Raw genomic sequence first — 18,887 nt, 5'->3', positions numbered from 1 at the left:
CCGGCGGAAGGGGTCAGCGGCGGTGGATGCTCACGTCGTCCGGGTTGATCAGGTCCGGCACGGTCCAGCCGTTCAGGTCGTACTCGGCCATGCACTGCTCCGCGAAGCCCTTCATGGCGTCGGCGGCGCCGGAGGCCTGAGCGGTGAAGAGCATCTCCGCGCGCACCTGCTCGTGGTTGCCCGAGTAGTTGCGCTCGTACAGTTCGTGACGGCCGCCGAACTCGCTGCCGATCGAGTCCCAGATCAGCTTCATCAGCTTGACCCGCTCGACGGAGTCGTAACCGTTGGACCCGCGCACGTACTTGTCCAGGTAGGGGCGGATCTCCGGGACGGAGAAGTCCTTGGCGTTGGAGTTGAGGTAGATCAGTCCGCTGCCCAGGTCCTGCATGATGATTTCCTTGATCCGCGGGTAGCCCAGGGTCATGAACCAGCGGTAGGCCAGGCCGTAGTCGAGCTTCGGCAGGAGGGCGTCGTCCTTCCAGGAGTCCGGGTTGTTGGCCATGGCGTCGGTCAGGCCCCAGAACAGGTTGCGCCAGGCGATGACCTCGCCCACGCGGGTCTGGATGCCGCGGAAGTCCTTGGTGCCGGTGACCTCCACGCCCTTCATCAGCAGACCCGCGATGAAGTCGAGCTTGACGGCGAGGCGCGTACAGCCGTGGAAGGTGAAGCGGTGCAGGAAGCCCGAGCCGGGGAAGAACGTGCTGGCCTTCTCGGCGTCGCCGTAGATGAAGACGTTCTCCCAGGGGATCTTCACCTTGTCGAGGATGAAGATGGTGTCGTTCTCGTCGAAGCGGCTGGACAGCGGGTAGTCGAAGGGGCTGCCCATGACGTCGGCGTTCATCGCGTAGGAGTGCCGGCTGATCAGCTTCATGCCGGGCGTGCCCATCGGGACGGTGCAGACCAGCGCGAACTCCTTCTTCTTGATCGGCAGGCCGTAGTGGGCGATGAAGTTGTAGTGAGTGATGGCCGAGCCGGTGGCCACCACCTTGGCGCCGCTGATCACCAGGCCGTCGTCGCGCTCCTCGTCGACGTGGACGAAGATGTCCTTGACCTCGTCGGGGTTGCGGTCGCGGTCGACCGGCGGGTTGATGATGGCGTGGTTCCAGTAGAGGACCTTCTCCTGGGACTCGGTGTACCAGCGCCGGGCGTTGTCGCCGAAGGGCTGGTAGAAGTCGCTGTTCGCGCCGAGGGTACCGAGGAAGGCCGCCTTGTAGTCGGGGCTGCGGCCCATCCAGCCGTAGGTCATCCGCGCCCACTCGGCGATCGCGTCGCGGTCGGCGACCAGGTCCTCGCGGCTGCGCGGCGTGCGGAAGAACGGGTGGGTGAAGCCGTCGCTTCCGGTGTCGGTCGGCACGGTGAGCACCGACTGCTTGTCCGGGTCGTGCAGGGCGTCGTACAGCCGCGCGGTCATGCGCACCGAGTTGCGGAAGGCGGGGTGCTCGGTGACATCCTTGACCTTCTCGCCGTAGACCCATACCTCCCGTCCGTCGCGAATGGACTCGATGTATTCGTCGCCCGTCAGCGGGCGGGTCCTGCGCACGTCCTCCGCGGGCGGGGCGGCCGGGGAGCGGGTGTCTTCCTGAGTCATGTCCGTCCTAGCTGGTCTCGAAGGTGGGTGAAGCCGCGTGATCGGGGATCACGAGGCGTGGCGCGCGACGTGCTCCGCGTGCATCGCGGTGAAGGCGGGCGCGCCGGTGAACCATCCGCTCTCGGGGCTGTCCAGGCAGGCGCCCCAGTGGACGCCCGCGTCCTGGCGGCCCAGGTGGCGGAAGGTCCCGGCGTGGAACAGCAGCGGCTCCAGGTCGGTGATGTCGGCCGCGACCACCTCGCCGATGACGATCAGGTGGTCGCCGCCGTCGTAGGTGCGCCAGGGGCGGCACGAGATCGTGGCGGCCGCTCCCGTGAGCACGGGGCCGAGCGGACCGTCGGACCACTGCGGTTCCGGATCCACCGGCCGGCCGGCGAAGTGCCAGGCGGCGTCGGTCTGGTCGGCCGCCAGGATGTTGACCGCGAAGGGGGTGTCCTTCAGATACCGGCACGCCTTGGACTGGCGGGTGAGGGTCACCTGGCACAGGGCCGGTTCCAGGGAGACGGCGGTGAAGGCGTTGACCGTGGCGCCGTGGCGTCCGCCGTCGGAGGTGGCGCAGGTGACGACCGTGACACCGGTGGCGAAGCGGCCGAAGGCGTTCCTGAGGTGACGCTGGTTCATGTGGCCCGCCCCGGAGAGCCGACGGACGCGAGGTGCTCGCTCGTCCCGCGTCCGGCGCCGGACGTCCGATCCCGGGCGCACCCCGATGGGGGTGTCCCGGTGTGCGTCCTGTGCACCGCGCGAAGTCCGGCGAAACCCGCGCCGGCGATCACCGTGCCGGACGTCCTTCCGGGTTCCCGCACCGGGCGGCTCGTACTCGTGGGTGACATTGCCCCGCTCCTGTCTGTCGGAGGTGTGGCACGCGGCCGATGCCGTGCCCGCCACGGCCCCGGCTCTCGTCGTGGTGACAGAAGACTCGGCGCGGGCGCGTCCGCGGTCTCGGGTGAGACGACCCCCTTGGGTACCCCCTCCACCTCTGCGGGTACCCCTTGCTTCGAACCTGCGATCGGATTGAGTCGTGGGCGATATGAGCCCCGGCCGCGCACCTATGGATCAGGGTCCTGACCGGGGGAGACGTGTCCTTCTTCGTGTGCGTGTCCTTGGCATGGCGTGTCCTTCGGCATAGCGTCAGTGGCAGTGGAACGGCCGAGGCGAGGACATCGAGGACCATGTACGACGACAGTGGACGCGGTTGTCTGGTCGGCTCCGGCGGCCTCACCAGCTTCGTGGGGCGCCGGCAGGAGATCGCCGACGTACGCAGGAACCTGTCGGCCTCCCGGCTCGTCACGCTCACCGGCCCCGGCGGCATCGGCAAGACGCGGCTCGCCCTGGTGGTCGCGGACCGGGTCCGCAGAGCGTTCCGGGACGGCACGCAGGTCGTCCAGCTGGCCAGCCTCGACGACGTGCGCGAGGTGGCCTCCGCGTTCACCTCGGCGCTCGCCGTCCTGGACCAGTCGAACCGCTCCGCGACCCAGCAACTGGTCGATCACCTGGGAACCCAGCAGGTGCTGCTGGTCGTGGACAACTGCGAGCACGTGCTGACCGCCACCACCGAACTGCTGGCCGAACTCCTCGAAGCGGCCCCGGGCCTGCGTGTCCTCGCCACCAGCCGCGAACCGCTCGGCATCGCGGGCGAGCTGGTCAAGGTGATCCCGCCCCTGTCGGTGCCGACGGCCGAGCAGGTGCACGACGCCGCGGGCGTCGACCACAGCGAAGCCGTTCAGCTGCTGGTCGACCGGGCGCGGAGCGTCGCCCCCGACTTCGCCGTCACCGATGCCAGCCGCCCCGCCGTCCAACAGCTGTGCGAACGGCTCGACGGGATGCCACTCGCCATCGAACTCGCCGCCATCCGGCTGCGCACGTTGTCCGTCGGCCAGGTCGTCGAGCGTCTGGACCATCGATTCGAACTGCTCACCGGCGGCAGCCGGGTGGCTCGCCCGCGACAGCAGACCCTCCGCGCGCTGATCGACTGGAGCCACGAACTGTGCTCCGACGACGAACGCCTGCTGTGGGCACGGCTGTCGGTGTTCCCGGGCGGATGCGACCTGAAGGCGGTCGAGGACGTCTGCGGGTTCGGTGACCTCGCCCGCGAGCGCGTCGTCGACGTTCTCGACCGGCTCGTCGCCAAGTCGATCGTGATAGCCGAGCACACAGGTGAACAGGTCCGCTACCGACAGCTGATGACCGTACGCGAATACGGCGCCGAGCGGCTCGACGAACTCGGCGAACCGCCGGTGCTACGGCGCCGCATGCGCGATCACTACCTGTGCCGGGCCCGTGCCATGGGGGAGCGCTGGTGCGGGCCCGGACAGCACGAGATGCTCGCCGCCATGCGGCGCGACCACACCAACCTGCTCGCGGCCCTGGAATGGTCCCTCACCACACCCGGCGAACGTCCCGCAGGCGGGCGGCTCGCGTCCCTCCTGTGCTACCACTGGATCGCCGGCGGCTCGCTCAGCGAGGGAAGACGATGGCTGGACCGCATCCTCGGCGTGCTGGACGGCGACACCGCCGAACGGGGATCTGTGCTGTGGGTGGCCGCCTGGGCGACCCTGCTGCAGGGCGACCGCGAGGCCGCCGACGTCCGCCTGACGGAACTGGAGCACGTGGCGGCGGAACTGGACGACCCGGAGCTGGCCGCGCACGCCGCGAACTGGCGGGCCCTCCACCACCTCTTCAGCGGCGACCTGCCCGCGGCGATCGGCCTGTACCACCGGGCCGTACGGGGACACCGGGCGCTCGGCAACACCGGCGCGGTGCTCACCGCGCAGTTCCAATTGGCCATGGCGAGGAACTTCCAGGAGCCCGCGGGAAACGCTCTGGAGACCTGTCGGGACGTGCTCGCCGTGAGCGCCCGGCACGGAGAACGCTGGAACCATGCCTACGCCCTGTGGATCAGCGGCCTGCAGCACTGGCGCGCGGGCGACATGCCCGCGGCCAAGCAGGCCGCGACGGCGGCTCTGGAGATCCAGCGCGACTTCACGGACGGCGTCTGCACGGCCCTGGTTCTGGAGCTGATGTCCTGGATCGCCATGTCCGATCAGCAAGCGGACAACGCCGCCATGCTGGGAGCCGCCGCCCGAGCCGTGTGGCACCGGCTCGGCACCTCCATCGACGCCTTCGGCCCCCACATCACCGCCGACTCCCGGCGCATGGCCCAGCAGGTCGCCGAAGCGCTGGGCACGGAACGGGTGGAGCAGGTCACCCGACGTCTGGCCCGGCTGACCAAGGCCGAGGCGATCGGACTCGCACTGGAGACCGCCGCGGCCGGCAAGCCCACCGCCGCAACGCGTGTCGCCCGGAGCTGCCCGCTCACGGACCGGGAACTGGAGGTGGCCCGCCTGATCGCCGAGGGGCTGAGCAATCGCGCCATCGCCGAGAACCTGGTGATCTCCCCCCGCACCGTGGACGGCCACGTCGAGCGAATCCTGGGCAAGCTCGGCTTCGCCTCCCGCACCCGGGTCGCCTCCTGGATCGTGTCCCTCGACGAATCCGGCGACGAGGCCCGCGGCCCCCGGGCCGCGGCGCCCTGAACTCTCCGGCGCCGACCGCGACGGGCTGGGACGCCGACGCGGCCCGCAGGCCGGCCGGGCCTGTGGGCCGCGTAGGGCCCGAGCGCTTCGTGCGCCGTTCTTCGGGGAACTACGGGACAGCTCTCCGCTCGGAGGCGAGGCACGCGGACAGGTGAGCGGTCAGGGCGGTCTGCAGCGCTCGGGGTTCCTCGACGGCGAGGTGCCCGCAGCCGATGACCTTCAGGGCGGCCCGCGGGATGCCCGCGGCGAGCTCCTCGGCGTGCTCCGGGGAAGTGGCGGTGTCGTGGGACCCGCCGACCACGAGCGTGGGCGCGGTGATCCGTGCCAGGGCGGGGCGCAGATCCGCCGCGGCGAGGGCGTCGCAGCAGGCCGCGTACCCCGCCGGGTCGGCTTCGGCGAGGTTGCCGAGCAGCCTGCGTCCGAAGGGGGTGACCGCAAAGGCCGCCGTGGCGAACCAGCGGTCCGGGATGCCCGGCAGAAGGGCGGCGGTGCCCTCGTGCCGGACGAGTTCCGCCCTCCGGCGCCAGGTCTCGGGCGGCCCGAAGCGCGCGGAGGAACAGACCGCGGCCAGGGAGGCGACCCGCCCGGGGTGAAAGGCCGCGAGATGGGTCCCGATGGCTCCGCCGAGGGAGATGCCCGCGTAGTGAAAGGCGTCCCAGCCGTGGTGGTCCGCGAGATCGAGCACCAGGGACGCCAGGTCCTCCACCGTCGTGCGGCCCGGAGCGGGATCGCGCAGCAGCGCGGTGGGTGAGCCGCCGTGTCCGGGCAGGTCGAAACGGAGTACCCGGAAACGGCGGCTCAACGTGGGCAGGTGGGGTTCCCAGATCGCCCGGGAGGTGCCCAGGGACGGGCCGAGGACCAGGGGTGGAGCGTCGGTCGCGCCGACCAGGTGGTGGTGCAGCAGGTGGGGCGTGGACACCGTGCCTCCAAGGGCGGTTCAGCGTTCGAGGACGAGGGCCAGTCCCTGACCCACGCCGATGCAGAGGGCGGCCACGCCGACCCCGCCGCCCCTGCGGGCGAGTTGGTGGGCGACGGTGCCGGCGAGGCGGGCGCCGGAGGCGCCCAGGGGGTGGCCGAGCGCGATCGCCCCGCCCTGGGGGTTGAGCACGACGGGGTCGAACTCGGGCCATTCGGCGAGGCAGCCGAGGACCTGCGCGGCGAATGCCTCGTTCAGTTCGAGTACGTCCAGGTCGGCGAAGGACCGGCCGGCCCTGGCGAGTGCCCGGTTCACCGCTTCGACCGGGGCGAGTCCGAAGTACTGGGGGTCGAGGGCGGACACCCCGCTGGTCCGGATGCGGGCGAGCGGCTCCCGGCCGGTCGCCTTCAGCCCCTCCTCGTCGGTGAGGAGGAGCGCCGCGGCGCCGTCGTTGAGCGGGGAGGCGTTGCCCGCGGTCACCGTCCCGTTCTCGGTGCGGAAGGACGGCTTCAGCTTCGCCATGGCCTCCGGGGAGGCGTCCGGGCGGACGGACTCGTCGGCGGCGAGAGTGACCGCCCCGCCCTTGGGCCGGGGGACGGTCACCGGCGCGAGTTCGGCGTCGAAGTGCCCCTCGGCCCGGGCCCTGGCGGCCTTCCGGTGGCTGTGCAGGGCGAATTCGTCCTGCTGTTCGCGGCTGATCCGGTGCTTCTCGGCGATGAGTTCCGCGGACTCGCCCAGCGGGATGGTCCACTCGGGGTTCATCCCGGGGTTGACCATGCGCCAGCCGAGGGTGGTGGAGCAGAGCTCGGCGTGGCCGGCCGGGAACGGCCTGTCGCTCTTGGACAGCACATACGGCGCACGGGTCATCGACTCCACGCCGCCGGCCACGGCGACGGAGGCGTCGCCGACGGCGATGGCACGGGCGGCCTGGACGACCGCTTCCAGGCCCGAGGCACACAACCGGTTGACCGTCACGCCGGGCACGCCGGTGGGCAGACCGGCCAGCAGCGCGGCCATCCGGGCGACGTTGCGATTCTCCTCGCCCGCGCCGTTGGCATTGCCGAAGTAGACGTCCTCGATCCGGGACGGGTCCAACGCGGCTGTTCGGGCGAGGAGTTCGCGGATCGCGTGGGCGGCCAGGTCGTCCGGGCGCACGCCTGCGAGGGCGCCGTTGAAGCGGCCGATCGGCGTGCGCACCGCGTCGACGAGATAGACGTCTCTCACGACGGAACTCCTTCGGAGACGCGGAGACCGGCGCCGGTCCGGTCGATGATCTCCGCGGTGGTGACGCCGGGTGCGGTCTCCACCAGGACCAGACCGTCGTCGGCGACGTCGAGGACGCCCAGATCGGTGATGATCCGGTTCACGCACGCCCTGCCGGTCAGCGGCAGTGTGCACCGGGGGACGATCTTCGCCGAGCCGTCCTTCGCGGTGTGGGTCATCACCACGATCACCCGCCGGGCGCCGTGGACGAGGTCCATGGCGCCGCCGATCCCGGTCACCAGCTTGCCCGGAACGGCCCAGTTGGCCAGGTCTCCCCGCTCGGAGACCTGCATGGCGCCCAGCACGGCGACGTCGATGTGCCCGCCGCGGATCATGCCGAAGGACAGGGCGGAGTCGAAGAAGGACGCGCCCGGCAGAACGGTGACCGTCTCCTTTCCGGCGTTGATCAGGTCGGGATCGACCCGGTCCTCGGTGGGGTAGGGGCCGGTGCCCAGGATTCCGTTCTCCGATTCGAGGATCACCTCGACCCCCGGCGGCAGGTGGTTGGGGATGAGCGTGGGCAGGCCGATGCCGAGGTTGACGTACTGCCCGTCCTCCAGCTCACGTGCCGCACGGGCGGCCATTTCCTGTCGCGTCCAGGCCATCAGCTGCTCACCGTCCGCTGCTCGATCTTCTTGTCCGCGGCCTGCTCCGGGGTGAGCGCCACCACCCGTTGCACGAAGACGCCCGGCAGGTGGACCGCGTCCGGCTCGATGGCACCGGGCTCCACCAGTTCCTCCACTTCGGCGACGGTGACCCTGCCGGCCATGGCGGCGAGCGGGTTGAAGTTGCGGGAGGACTTGTTGAACACGAGGTTGCCGTGCCGGTCGCCCCGGGCCGCGCGGACCAGGGCGAAGTCGGTGCGGATGCCCCGCTCCAGCACGTATTCGGTGCCGTCGAACTCGCGCACCTCCTTCGGGGGCGAGGCCAGTGCCACCCCGCCGTAGCCGTCATGACGCCACGGCAGCCCGCCGTCGGCGACCTGGGTGCCGACCCCGGCCGGGGTGTAGAAGGCGGGGATCCCGGCGCCGCCGGCGCGCAGCCGCTCGGCGAGGGTGCCCTGCGGGATCAGTTCCACCTCCAGTTCCCCGGCCAGGTACTGGCGCGCGAACTCCTTGTTGGCGCCGATGTAGGAGCCCGTCACCCGAGCGATCCGCCCGGCCGCCAGCAGGACCGCGAGGCCGGAATCCATCGCCCCGCAGTTGTTGGAGATCACGCTCAGACCGCTGACCTCCCGTTCGTACAGCGCCTGGATCAGTACGTTCGGCACACCGCTCAGCCCGAACCCGCCGACGGCGAGCGAGGCGCCCTCCGGCACATCGGCCACCGCTTCCGCGGCGGTGGCAACCACCTTGTCCATCACGCCACGACCTCGTCGGCGGCCAGGTCGGACGGGTGCTGGGCCAGGGGGGTGACCTCGATCGTCATGTAGGGGAAGAGCGGCAGGCCCCACAGGATGCGGTGCAGTGCCTCGTTGTCGGCGACATCGAAGACGCTGATGTTGGCGTACTGCCCGACACAGCGCCAGATGTGGACCCATTCCCCCGACTTCTGCAGTTCCCGGCAGTACGCCTTCTCGCGCGCCACCAGGTCCCCGCGGACCTCGGGGGCGAGGTCGCGCGGGATGTCGACGTCCATGCGTACGGCGAAGAGCATGGCCGATCACGCCTTGTCGAGAACGAAGTCGTAGGTGACCTCGCGCCCCGTGCCGTCGGCGACCGGGGTGGGGTCGAGGATGAGTTCGGGCTTGACCGCGGAGGCGATGTCGTCGGTGACGTACTCGCCGCCCCGGAAGTACAGCTGGGTGGTGATGAGCCGGTGCCCGGGCGCGGAGACCTTCAGGTGCAGGTGGGCCGGGCGCCAGGGGTGCCAGCCCGCTGCCTGGATGAGGCTGCCGCAGGCGCCGTCGGTGGGGATCTGGTACGGCGCGGGCTGAATCGTGTGGATCTTGAAGTGGCCCGTCTCGCCGGCGATCACGGTTCCCCGCAGGTTCCACTCGGGCAGGTTCGGTGCGAACTGGGAGTAGTAGCCCTCGGCGTCCGCCTGCCAGATCTCCACCGTGGCGTTCGGCAGCGGTGTTCCGTCCACGCCGGTGACCTGGCCCTGGAAGAGCAGCGGAGCCCCCGCCTCGTCCTCCCGCATCGGCAGGGCCGCCTCGGCGGGCAGCGCGGGTGCGTCCGGCACGTAGTACGGACCCTCGATGGTGCCCTTGGTCCCCTCGCGGTTCTCGTTGGCGACCTCCTCGACGACGTGCTCGACCCACACGTCCAGGAAGAGCGGCCACTCGCCGTCCTCGCCGACCCGGATGAGCCACGCCTTGAGGGCGTCGTACTCGGCGTAGGTCAACCCGTGGCGGCGGATGATGTCGTGGGCGGAGGTCAGCAGTTCGGTGACCAGCGTGTCGACGCGCTCGGTGGCGACGGCGGCCGCTTCCTGGCGCTGCTTGTTGCGGAACTGCTCGGTGGCGGCGGCTCCGGAGGCGGCGGCGGTGGCCTGCTCGGTGAGGTTGTCGGTCATGATCGTCCCGTCTTCTGAGAGTGGGTCAGCGGTCCTGGCGGTAGCGCGCCAGCTTGTCGGGGTCGATGTCGATGCCGAGGCCGGCACCCTGGCGTACGCGCAGGGTGCCGGCCTCGATGGTCAGCGGTTCGGTGAGGAGGTCGTCCGTCATGTCGAGGAAGTTGGACAGTTCGCCGGCATGGCGTGAGCTGGAGCGGTGGGCGGCGCCGAACGCGACCGAGCACAACGTGCCGATCTGGCCGTCGACCTGGTTGCCCATCACCACCTCGACCCCCAGGCCCTCGCACTCGTGCAGGACGCGTTGGGAGGCGGTGAAGCCCGTGCGGGCGGTCTTGATGCTGATGGCGGTGGCGGAGCCGCCGAGGAGTTCGCGGGTCACCTCGCCGGTACGGGTGGCGCTCTCGTCGGCGATGAACAGCACCGGGCTCTGTGCGACCAGCCAGCGGCGGCCCAGCACGTCGTCGGCGGGGCAGAGCTCCTCGGCGAAGGTCAGGCCGAGGTCGGCCATCTCGTGCAGGGCGCGGGCCGACTCGGACACCGTCCAGCCGCGGTTGCCGTCGACGTAGAGCTCGACGTCCGGGCCGAGTGCCTCGCGCAGGGCCCGGACGGCCGCGACGTCGTCGCGGTACGGGCGGCGTCCGACCTTCACCTTGAACGTGGTGACGCCGTGGGCCGACCGGACGCGTTCGGCCTCGGCGACCATCTCCCGGGCCGGTGCGAAGCCGACCATGTGGCTGACCCGCATGCGGTCGGTGTAGCCACCGAGCAGTCCGGAGACCGGCAGGCCGGCGGCCCGGCCGAGGATGTCCCACAGCGCCATGTCGACGGCGGCCTTGGCGGCCGGATTGCCGACGGTCCGGTCGAGGCGCTCGTGCACCGCCTCGCGTTCCAGGGCCGTCAGCCCGAGGATCTGCGGGGCGAAGATCTTTTCGATCACCGCGACGATCGACTCCTGCGTCTCGCCGTAGGTGTACGGCCTCGGCGGCGCCTCGGCGGTGCCGATCAGCCCCTCGTCGGTATGCACCCGGACCAGGACGTGATCGGCGGTGTGCACCTCGCCGCTCGCGAACTTCAGCGGCTTCGCGTAGGGAATGGCGAAGGGGATGGCCTCCACCTGGACGATCTTCATGCCGGTCCTTCGAGAAACATGTCGTTCTGCTCCAGCACCTCGAGAAGGTTGCGCAGCAGAGGGGATTCGTCGTCCTCGCGCCAGGCCAGGGACAGGGGAATGGACAGGGCGTCCTCGATGTCCCTGCACAGCACGCCCTCACGGGGCGCGGAGCGGATCGAGTCGGGCAGGACGGCGATGCCCAGTCCGGCGGCGACCAGCGCCAGCGCGGCGGAGGTCTCGGTGACCTCGTAGGCGCGTTTCGGGTAGAACCCGGCGGCCAGGCAGCTGCGGACGACGGCGTCGTCGACGACGGAGCCGAGTGTGGCGCCGTACATGACGAAGTCCTCGTGCCGGAGCTGCTCGACCCGGACGGTATCCGCCCCGGCCAGCCAGTGGCGTTCGGGGACCGCGACGACCAGGGTCTCGGCCGCCAAGGAGCGGTGGGCGATGCCCTCCTGACGGATCGGCGGCCTGAGGACGCCGATGTCGAGGCGGCGCTCGATCAGCCCGGCCTCCTGAGCGGGTGTGAGCATCTCGGTGTGCACCTCCAGTATCACTTGGGGCATCTCGCGCTTCACCAGCCGTGCGAGAGACGGAAGTTGTCGGTACGAAGCGGATCCGGTCAGACCGATCCGCAGCACCCCCTCCGCCCCCGAGGCGAAGCGCCCCACCCGCTCGACCGCCTCGTCGACGGCCTTGAGGATGCGCTCCGCATCGGTACGGAAGACCTCGCCGGCCCCTGTCAGGGAGACCTGCCGGGTCGTCCGGCGCAGCAGTTCCACTCCCAGCTCGTTCTCCAGCCGACGGATCGCCTGGGAGAGGGGAGGCTGGGCCATGTGCAGCTGTTCCGCGGCCTTGCCGAAGTGACGTGTCTCGGCGACGGCCACGAAATACCGGAGGTGCCTGAGCTCCATCGGACAGCCCCTTTCTTGTTGCCGGGGCCCTCGAATACGCCTCAGCGTAGGAGTGGCTCCCATACGACACAAATACCTAGTTACAGGCTATTGAGATGTCGTGGATATCAATGATGTCCGGGCCGGCCTCGGAGGGGACGGCCCGGACGCGGCTCGGGGGTGAGCGGCAGCGGGCCCGGCCGGGGCGCGGAAGCGGGAGGTCTCTCGCGGACTCGGCAGCGCTGCGGCGCTTCGCCCCACATCCCGCGTGGTGCGAAGCGCCGCCCGTACGGCCCGTGCGCGTGCCTCGATCAGCCCCGGTCGACGCCTGCGACCGACGCTTCGCGCCCGCTTCGCGTCCGGGGCGTGGTCGGGCGGGTCAGGTCACGGCCGCGGGTCTCCTTGATCACGGCGACCGTGATGGTGGTGATCACCGCGGCGGCGCAGAGGTACAGGGCGATCGGTGTCCCGGAGCCGTAGTCCTTCAGCAGTTCGACGGCGATGATCGGCGCGAGCGCGCCCGCGACGATCGAGGCGAGCTGCGATCCCATGGAGGCGCCCGAGTAGCGGACCCGGGTGTCGAACATCTCGGAGATGAAGGCGGCTTGGGGCCCGTACATGGCGCCGTGCAGGAGCAGCCCGACGGTGACCGCCGCGGTGATCACGGCGAACGACTCCGAGTCGACGAGGGCGAAGAACGCGAAGGCCCACAGGGCCATGCCGGTCGAGCCGATCAGGGTGACGGGCTTGCGGCCCAGCCGGTCGGAGAGCGCGCCCCACAGCGGGATGGTGACGAAGTGGACCGCCGAGCCGATCAGCACGGCGTTCAGGGCGGTGCTCTTGGGCAGTTCCAGGTGAGTGGTGACGTAGACCAGGATGAAGGAGGTGAGGATGTAGTAGGAGACGTTCTCGCCGAACCGGGTACCGATGGCGCCGAGCACCTCGCGCCAGCTGTGCCGGAACACCTCGACGACCGGCGGCTTCCCCTCGGCCCCTTGCGCGGTGTCCGCCCCGGACTCGGCCTGCGCGGCGAGGAAGACCGGGGATTCGGACACCGAGATGCGGATCCACAGCCCGATCACGACCAGGACGCCGGAGAGCAGGAAGGGAACGCGCCAGCCCCATGCCTGGAACGTGTCCTCGGACTGTACGGCGGCCAGCAGCGCGAGGACACCCGTGGCAAGCAGGTTGCCGCCCGGTGCGCCGGCCTGCGGCCAGGAGGCCCAGAAGCCGCGGTGCTTGTCACCGCCGTGCTCGGAGACGATGAGCACGGCGCCGCCCCACTCGCCACCCAGCGCGAAACCCTGGACCAGGCGCAACACGGTGAGCAGGATCGGGGCGCCGATGCCGACGGTGTCGTACGTGGGCAGCAGCCCCATGGCGCAGGTGGCGCCGCCCATCATCAGCAGACTGACCACGAGCAGCTTCTTGCGGCCCACCTTGTCGCCGAAGTGTCCGAAGACCACGCCACCGAGCGGCCGGGCGGCGAACCCGATCGCATACGTGACGAAGGCGATCAGGGTTCCCACCAGCGGGTCGCCGGACGGGAAGAACAAGGTGTTGAACACCAATGCGGCAGCGGAGCCGTAGAGGAAGAAGTCGTACCACTCGATGGTGGTGCCGATCAGACTCGCACTGACGATCCGGGCGATGCCGCCGGAACGGGGCGCGCCGGACGGGGCGGGGGTGGTCTCGGTCATCGGGTCAGTCACCGGCTTCTCGTGTGTGTACGGGAAATGGGGTGAGGTGCGGTACAGAAACGATCAGTTGGCTCTGCGGCCGCCGTTCCGGGGCAGCGGGCGCCGTGGTGCGAATCGCGTGGTCCGGGTACAACCGTCCGACGGCCACGGCGGCGACCCCGCTCAGCCCCTCCAGGGCGTGCCCGGCGACGACGCGGGCGGTCTTGCACGGGCCGGCCCGCGGCCCGTGCACGGGAGATGCCGAGCGCGGCACGGTCGGCCGGATCGGTCATCCGCGCCCCGCCACCGGGCCCGGCCGCGACCGCCTCGGCCGCGATCGGTGCCGTCGTCCCGGCCCACGACGTGCACGTCGGCACCGGCCGTCGCCACGACGCACACCATGCCGACACCGCTGTCACCACCGGCGACCAGGGCGGAACGGGACGTCAGGTCCCCGCTTTCCACCGCCACCCGGCGGGATCGGAAGGGAAACTCGCTCGTCATGGCCGGAAACAGTAGGGACCCGACACTGTCGCACCTATGTATGCGGCAGCCATAAAGAGCGCCGGCCCCATTGTGAAGGCGACTACGTGACCAACCGTGTTCCGCCGGCGCCGAGAGGCCCTCCTCGCAGGGCTCCGCGGCACGAACGCCGTGGACTTCTCCCGGGCGGCCGTCGACGGCCCCACATCCGGGGAGATGGGTGACTTTGGGGTCTCGCGCTCGGCGCGCTGGGCGAGAGGGCGCCGGATGCACAGCGGACGGGCCGGGGCGGCCGGCGAACCCTGCCGACCGGCCCCGGTCCGTTGTCCGGTGCCGACATGCGGCGCACTCCGGGCCGGATCGACGGGAACCGGCGTGTTGTCAGCGCTGGGTCAAGGCGGAGTAGTCCGGTCGCCGCCGCGATGGCCGTCACCGCGGTGCTCCAAGTGGTCGGAGACAGCCCGCGGCAGCGGTCGGTGTACTCGGTGCGCAGTTCCTCGGCGTGCGCGACGACGCGATTCGGCGGGTGGCGGGTGAGCCGGTCACGTTCCTCCAGGTGGGGGGCTGCCCCGTAACGCCTGACGGGCCACGGATCGCGGGACGGCCCTCAGTGGATGAACCGCGGCAGCCATCTGGCCCGGTAGTCGGGATGGCCGGCGTGTTCCGCGGCCATCTGCCGTACGGCGAAGCCGAGTCCGACGGCGCGGCCGGACACGAAGTCGGAATCGGGGCGGTCGGTGTCCTTGTCCGCGATCTCCGCGTACTCGTTGAGGAGCACCCGGCTCGTCTCGATGCGGCGGCAGGTGCGCGCGGGGTCCTGGAAGGCGATGTACTGGTCGAAGCCGTGACCCCGGATGGTGAACGCGATGGCGCCGGACCGGTCGTGGATCTCGCCGGGCACCCCGTCGGGGCACCGCCAGTTGTCCCCGCCCGCAGCGTGGGCGATCCGCTCCTCCTCGGCGAGACGCGCCCGGACAAAATCAATCATGTCGGAGTTGTCTGTCATCGGGGTTCCGCATCCTTACACCGTCTTGTTTCCCTGCCGGGGCCGCACCCGCCACCCCCGCCCGCGAGCTGTTCGTGCACCGAGGCCGCCGCACGACGATACCGAGTGGACGGACCGGCATATCGTTCATCACGCGGTCGTCGTCGCCCGTGCCGGTCCGGACGGCGCCCGCACGCCCCCCGACCCGCCATTCACCGCGACATTCACCACCGCCGGTCCACCGCCGCGAGCCGCTCCCGTCCGGGCGCGGAAGGACCGCGGACGAGAGAAGGGAACCGCCCATGACCGCCGTGCACGGAACGTCCGTGGACATCAGCACGCAGGACGGCGTCGCCGACGCCTACCTGGTCCATCCGGACGACGGGGAGCCGCACCCCGCGGTCCTCCTCTACATGGACGCCTTCGGACTGCGCCCGCAGCTGCGAAGGACGGCCGACCGGCTCGCCGGAGCCGGTTACACCGTCCTGGTCCCCAACGTCTTCCACCGCCACGGCCGGGCGCCGGTCGTGGAACTGCCCGATTTCATCGATCCGGCCCGGCGCCCGGAGATCTTCGAACGCCTCGGCCCGATCCTGCGGTCGCTGACCCCCGAAGCGGCGATGAGCGACGCCGACGCGTACCTGAACTGGCTGGCGAAGTGCCCGGTGGCCACCGACGGGCCGGTCGGTCTCACCGGCTACTGCATGGGCGCCGGCCTCGCCCTGCGCACCGCCGGAACGTACCCGGACCGGGTCGCGGCGGCGGCCGGTTTCCACGGCGCACGGCTGGCCACCGAAGCCGACGACAGCCCGCACCTGCTCGCCGACCGGATCACCGCGGAGCTGTACTTCGGCCATGCCGACCAGGACCCCGCGCTGCCCCCGGACCAGATCGCCCACCTCGACGAGGCCCTCACCGCTGCGGGGGTACGCCATCGAGGCGAGGTCTACGCCGGGGCGCACCACGGATTCACCCAGGCGGACACCGCCGCCTACGACCGCACCGCGGACGAACGCCACTGGACGGCGCTGCTGGCACTCCTGGACCGCACCCTCGGAGCGGCACGCGCCTGAATCGCGGCCCCCGCGCCGTCGGCATACGGTCGGCGAGGGGCACGGCACCGTGCCCCCGCCCCAGCACCCCCCGGACAGCCGCGGCGCGGGCCGACGGCCGGCCCGCACGGGTGTCGAGGGCGAGGCCCGGCCCGGGAACACCGGTGGCCCGGACGAGAGGAGGCCGCGATGACGGCCGAGAACACCCACGCCGTCGTGCTCGGGCCGGACAGCGGTCTGGACGAGGTAGGCGAACTGGCCCAGCAACTGCGCGTGGACTCCGTCCGGGCCAGTACCGCCGTCGGTTCCGGCCATCCGACCTCCAGCCTGTCCGCGGCCGATCTGATGGCCGTCCTCATGACCCGCCATCTGCGCTACGACTGGCAGGACCCCGGAAATCCCGCCAACGACCACCTGGTCTTCTCCAAGGGACACGCCTCCCCGCTGCTCTACGCGATGTTCCTCGCCGCGGGCGCGATCGGCGAGGAGGAGCTGATGACCACCTACCGGCGTGCCGGAGCCCGCCTCCAGGGCCACCCCACCCCGGTGCTGCCCTGGGTGGACGTCGCCACCGGCTCGCTGGGCCAGGGCATCGCGTACGGGGTCGGCATCGCGCTCGCCGGACGCGATCTGGAGCGTCGTCCGTACCGTGTGTGGGTGCTGTGCGGCGACAGCGAGACGACCGAGGGGTCCGTGTGGGAGGCCCTGGACAAGGCGGGCCGTCACCGGCTGGCGAACTTCGTCGCGATCATCGACGTCAACCGCCTCGGCCAGCGCGGCCCCACCGAACTGGGCTGGGACACCGATGCCTACGCCCGCCGGGCCGAGGCGTTCGGCTGCCGGGCCGTCGTCGCCGACGGCCACGACCTCGCGGACATCGAACGGGCGCTGTCCGTCGCGGCCGACGGACAGGCCCCCACCGTCGTCGTCGCCCGGACCGTCAAGGGCCGGGGCGTCTCCGAGGTCGCGGACGCCGAGGGATGGCACGGCAAGGCACTGCCCGACGAGCTCGCCGCACGCGCCGTCGCCGAACTGGGCGGCGTACGCCACCTCACCGTCCGCGGCCCCCTGCCGCCCGCGGCCCCCGCCGCCGCCCCGGCCGTCCCCGTGCGGGTCGAGCTGCCGCGGTTCCGGCCCGGCGAGGTCGTCGCCACCCGCGTGGCGTTCGGCAAGGCGCTCGCCGCCATCGGTGCCAGGCCCGACATCGTCGCCCTGGACGCCGAGGTGGGCAACTCCACCCACGCGGAGGACTTCGGCAAGGCTCACCCCGAGCGGTACTTCCAGACCTACATCGCCGAGCAGCAGATGATCGCCACCGCGGTCGGCATGGCCGCACGCGGCTACCGCCCCTACGCCACCACCTTCGCGGCCTTTCTCACCCGGGCCCACGACTTCATCCGGATGGCGGCGGTCTCCGACATCTCCATGAGCCTGTGCGGAACCCACTGCGGTGTCGAGATCGGCGCGGACGGACCCTCCCAGATGGGTGTGGAGGACCTCGCCATGATGAGGGCCGTGCACGGTTCCACCGTCCTCTACCCCTGCGACGCCACATCGACCGCGGCCCTGACCGCCTCCATGGCCTATCTGGACGGCATTTCCTACCTGCGCACCACCCGGGGCGCCTATCCCGTCCTCTACGACCCCGACGAGACCTTCCCCGTCGGCGGCTCCAAGACCCTGCGCACGAGCGGCGCCGACCGGGTCACCCTGGTCGGCGCCGGGGTCACCCTCCACGAATGCCTCGCCGCCGCCGAACTGCTGGCCGCCGATGGCATCGCCGCACGCGTCGTCGACCTGTACTCCGTCAAACCCCTGGACCTCGACGTACTGGCGCTCGCCGTCCGGGAGACCGGCGCGCTGGTCGTCGTGGAGGACCACCACCCCGAGGGAGGCGTCGGGGAGGCCGTGCTGTCCGCACTGGCCGCGCAGCGGCTCGCCCCCGCTCTCGTCCACCTCGCCGTGCGCAACATGCCGGGGTCCGGGACCACCGCCGAACTCCTCGACGCCGCGGGCATCTCCCGCGCCCACATCGTGCGGGCCGCCCGGGACCTCGTCGACGGCTGAACGCAGCGCCCGGCGAACCTCCGACCCGTCCCGCCCGATGCCCGGGACATCGCGCCGGGCGCCGTTCAGGAATCCGTTTCCGTCCGGGAGCGAGGCCTGGCACGCACATGCATCCGCTCGCCCTGGCGGCCGAACAGATTGAGGACCTCCACCGGCGACTCGCCCGCGGCACCGAACCAGTGCGGCAGCCGGGTGTCGAACTCGGCGGCCTCGCCCGGCTCCAGGACCAGATCGCGGTCGCCCACGACCAGCCGCAGCCGCCCGGACAGGACGTACAGCCACTCGTAACCTTCGTGCGCGCACGGTTCGGGCCGGTTCTGCTCGGCCGGGATGACCGACTTCCACGCCTGCAGCGGGCCGGGTCGGGCGGTCAGGGGAACCACCGTGCGCCCCTTGTGCACGCGGGGCCTCGGCCGGATCCGCGGATCACCCGCCTCCGGCGCACCGACGAGTTCGTCCAGCGGCAGCCGATGGGCTCGGGCGATCGGCAGCAGCAGCTCCAGACTCGGGCGGCGCTGCCCCGACTCCAGCCGCGAGAGCGTGCTCTTCGAGATGCCCGTGGTCTCGGCCAGTGCCGTCAGGGTCAGGCCGCGCCGGGTGCGGATGTGTCTCAGGCGGGGACCGACCCGGGCCAGCGTGTCGGCGATGGGGGAGACCTCGTCGGTCGGGGGGCGCGCGTCCATGCCCCCATCCCACATCCTCCGTCCCGGTGCCGGCAACACATGTCACCGATTCCGCAACGGATGGCGCGGGGCGCGAGGATGTGCCACGCGTCTCCGGAGGGCGGACGGACGCCCTGG

At 71.2% G+C, this 18,887-nt stretch carries 16 protein-coding genes; 3 read left to right on the top strand and 13 right to left on the bottom strand.

Going from position 1 to position 18,887, the window contains the following annotated elements:
• Positions 1-13 precede the first annotated feature (13 nt).
• Together ACFC79_RS25695 and ACFC79_RS25690 are read right to left on the bottom strand one after the other, a co-directional pair.
• On the bottom strand, positions 14-1,588 hold the full coding sequence (locus ACFC79_RS25695; protein ID WP_376244193.1) for a 4-hydroxyphenylacetate 3-hydroxylase N-terminal domain-containing protein: 1,575 nt from the start codon (positions 1,586-1,588) through the stop codon (positions 14-16).
• Between the two features lie 48 nt (positions 1,589-1,636).
• Positions 1,637-2,209, bottom strand: a complete 573-nt coding sequence (locus ACFC79_RS25690) for a flavin reductase family protein (protein ID WP_376244191.1) — start codon at positions 2,207-2,209, stop codon at positions 1,637-1,639.
• Between the two features lie 548 nt (positions 2,210-2,757).
• Here ACFC79_RS25690 and ACFC79_RS25685 point away from each other — a divergent pair.
• A complete protein-coding gene (locus ACFC79_RS25685; RefSeq protein WP_376244188.1) occupies positions 2,758-5,121 on the top strand; it encodes a LuxR C-terminal-related transcriptional regulator in 2,364 nt (787 codons plus the stop codon).
• 109 nt (positions 5,122-5,230) lie between these two features.
• Here ACFC79_RS25685 and ACFC79_RS25680 read toward each other — a convergent pair whose 3' ends face one another.
• The 10 genes from ACFC79_RS25680 to ACFC79_RS25635 all read right to left on the bottom strand — a co-directional run bounded on the left by ACFC79_RS25680 (position 5,231) and on the right by ACFC79_RS25635 (position 14,989).
• The gene (locus ACFC79_RS25680; protein WP_376244185.1) at positions 5,231-6,040 is read right to left on the bottom strand and encodes an alpha/beta fold hydrolase; all 810 of its coding nucleotides are present in this window, start codon (positions 6,038-6,040) and stop codon (positions 5,231-5,233) included.
• 18 nt (positions 6,041-6,058) lie between these two features.
• A complete protein-coding gene (locus ACFC79_RS25675; RefSeq protein ID WP_376244184.1) occupies positions 6,059-7,261 on the bottom strand; it encodes a thiolase family protein in 1,203 nt (400 codons plus the stop codon).
• Entirely contained in the window at positions 7,258-7,905 is a 648-nt protein-coding gene (locus ACFC79_RS25670; RefSeq protein ID WP_376244181.1) for a CoA transferase subunit B, read from the bottom strand. The genes ACFC79_RS25675 and ACFC79_RS25670 overlap by 4 nt, the downstream gene beginning before the upstream one ends.
• Positions 7,905-8,660 carry a CoA transferase subunit A gene (locus tag ACFC79_RS25665; RefSeq protein WP_376244178.1) on the bottom strand — a complete coding sequence of 252 codons (756 nt, stop codon included), beginning with the start codon at positions 8,658-8,660 and terminating at the stop codon, positions 7,905-7,907. Before ACFC79_RS25665 ends, ACFC79_RS25670 begins: the two co-directional genes overlap by 1 nt.
• Positions 8,660-8,956, bottom strand: a complete 297-nt coding sequence (catC, locus tag ACFC79_RS25660; protein ID WP_376244176.1) for a muconolactone Delta-isomerase — start codon at positions 8,954-8,956, stop codon at positions 8,660-8,662. The genes ACFC79_RS25665 and catC overlap by 1 nt, the downstream gene beginning before the upstream one ends.
• Positions 8,957-8,962: 6 nt before the next feature.
• A complete protein-coding gene (catA, locus tag ACFC79_RS25655; protein ID WP_376244174.1) occupies positions 8,963-9,817 on the bottom strand; it encodes a catechol 1,2-dioxygenase in 855 nt (284 codons plus the stop codon).
• Positions 9,818-9,842: 25 nt separating this feature from the next.
• Positions 9,843-10,946 (bottom strand): mandelate racemase/muconate lactonizing enzyme family protein, encoded by a 1,104-nt coding sequence (locus ACFC79_RS25650; RefSeq protein WP_376244171.1) that lies wholly within the window; start codon positions 10,944-10,946, stop codon positions 9,843-9,845.
• Entirely contained in the window at positions 10,943-11,842 is a 900-nt protein-coding gene (locus ACFC79_RS25645) for a LysR substrate-binding domain-containing protein (protein WP_376244169.1), read from the bottom strand. The genes ACFC79_RS25650 and ACFC79_RS25645 overlap by 4 nt, the downstream gene beginning before the upstream one ends.
• A gap of 290 nt (positions 11,843-12,132) precedes the next feature.
• Positions 12,133-13,521 carry an MFS transporter gene (locus tag ACFC79_RS25640; protein ID WP_376244167.1) on the bottom strand — a complete coding sequence of 463 codons (1,389 nt, stop codon included), beginning with the start codon at positions 13,519-13,521 and terminating at the stop codon, positions 12,133-12,135.
• A gap of 1,069 nt (positions 13,522-14,590) precedes the next feature.
• Positions 14,591-14,989 carry a DUF6221 family protein gene (locus tag ACFC79_RS25635; protein ID WP_376244164.1) on the bottom strand — a complete coding sequence of 133 codons (399 nt, stop codon included), beginning with the start codon at positions 14,987-14,989 and terminating at the stop codon, positions 14,591-14,593.
• 281 nt (positions 14,990-15,270) lie between these two features.
• Between ACFC79_RS25635 and ACFC79_RS25630 the strand changes: the two genes are divergently transcribed.
• Positions 15,271-16,041 carry a dienelactone hydrolase family protein gene (locus ACFC79_RS25630; protein WP_376244161.1) on the top strand — a complete coding sequence of 257 codons (771 nt, stop codon included), beginning with the start codon at positions 15,271-15,273 and terminating at the stop codon, positions 16,039-16,041.
• Positions 16,042-16,209: 168 nt separating this feature from the next.
• On the top strand, positions 16,210-18,087 hold the full coding sequence (locus ACFC79_RS25625; RefSeq protein WP_376244159.1) for a transketolase: 1,878 nt from the start codon (positions 16,210-16,212) through the stop codon (positions 18,085-18,087).
• Positions 18,088-18,152: 65 nt separating this feature from the next.
• On the opposite strand, the gene ACFC79_RS25620 is transcribed toward ACFC79_RS25625, so the two are convergent.
• Positions 18,153-18,770, bottom strand: coding sequence for a helix-turn-helix domain-containing protein (locus ACFC79_RS25620; RefSeq protein WP_376244156.1), 618 nt, complete (start codon positions 18,768-18,770; stop codon positions 18,153-18,155).
• Positions 18,771-18,887 lie beyond the last annotated feature (117 nt).

The sequence above is a fragment of the Streptomyces sp. NPDC056061 genome, assembly GCF_042266885.1.
Classification (GTDB): Bacteria; Actinomycetota; Actinomycetes; order Streptomycetales; family Streptomycetaceae; genus Streptomyces.
Note: the sequence above shows the minus strand (reverse complement) of the source record. Positions and strands in the feature narration are given on the sequence as shown.

What these genes read in the sequence shown, in the direction of transcription:
- ACFC79_RS25620 (WP_376244156.1), bottom strand. Translation starts at nt 18,770, where the DNA reads ATGGACGCGCGCCCCCCGACCGACGAGGTCTCCCCCATCGCCGACACG.
- ACFC79_RS25650 (WP_376244171.1), bottom strand. Translation starts at nt 10,946, where the DNA reads ATGAAGATCGTCCAGGTGGAGGCCATCCCCTTCGCCATTCCCTACGCG.
- catC (WP_376244176.1), bottom strand. Translation starts at nt 8,956, where the DNA reads ATGCTCTTCGCCGTACGCATGGACGTCGACATCCCGCGCGACCTCGCC.
- ACFC79_RS25630 (WP_376244161.1), top strand. Translation starts at nt 15,271, where the DNA reads ATGACCGCCGTGCACGGAACGTCCGTGGACATCAGCACGCAGGACGGC.
- ACFC79_RS25685 (WP_376244188.1), top strand. Translation starts at nt 2,758, where the DNA reads ATGTACGACGACAGTGGACGCGGTTGTCTGGTCGGCTCCGGCGGCCTC.
- ACFC79_RS25690 (WP_376244191.1), bottom strand. Translation starts at nt 2,209, where the DNA reads ATGAACCAGCGTCACCTCAGGAACGCCTTCGGCCGCTTCGCCACCGGT.
- ACFC79_RS25635 (WP_376244164.1), bottom strand. Translation starts at nt 14,989, where the DNA reads ATGACAGACAACTCCGACATGATTGATTTTGTCCGGGCGCGTCTCGCC.
- ACFC79_RS25625 (WP_376244159.1), top strand. Translation starts at nt 16,210, where the DNA reads ATGACGGCCGAGAACACCCACGCCGTCGTGCTCGGGCCGGACAGCGGT.
- ACFC79_RS25670 (WP_376244181.1), bottom strand. Translation starts at nt 7,905, where the DNA reads ATGGCCTGGACGCGACAGGAAATGGCCGCCCGTGCGGCACGTGAGCTG.
- ACFC79_RS25695 (WP_376244193.1), bottom strand. Translation starts at nt 1,588, where the DNA reads ATGACTCAGGAAGACACCCGCTCCCCGGCCGCCCCGCCCGCGGAGGAC.
- ACFC79_RS25645 (WP_376244169.1), bottom strand. Translation starts at nt 11,842, where the DNA reads ATGGAGCTCAGGCACCTCCGGTATTTCGTGGCCGTCGCCGAGACACGT.
- catA (WP_376244174.1), bottom strand. Translation starts at nt 9,817, where the DNA reads ATGACCGACAACCTCACCGAGCAGGCCACCGCCGCCGCCTCCGGAGCC.
- ACFC79_RS25665 (WP_376244178.1), bottom strand. Translation starts at nt 8,660, where the DNA reads ATGGACAAGGTGGTTGCCACCGCCGCGGAAGCGGTGGCCGATGTGCCG.
- ACFC79_RS25640 (WP_376244167.1), bottom strand. Translation starts at nt 13,521, where the DNA reads ATGACCGAGACCACCCCCGCCCCGTCCGGCGCGCCCCGTTCCGGCGGC.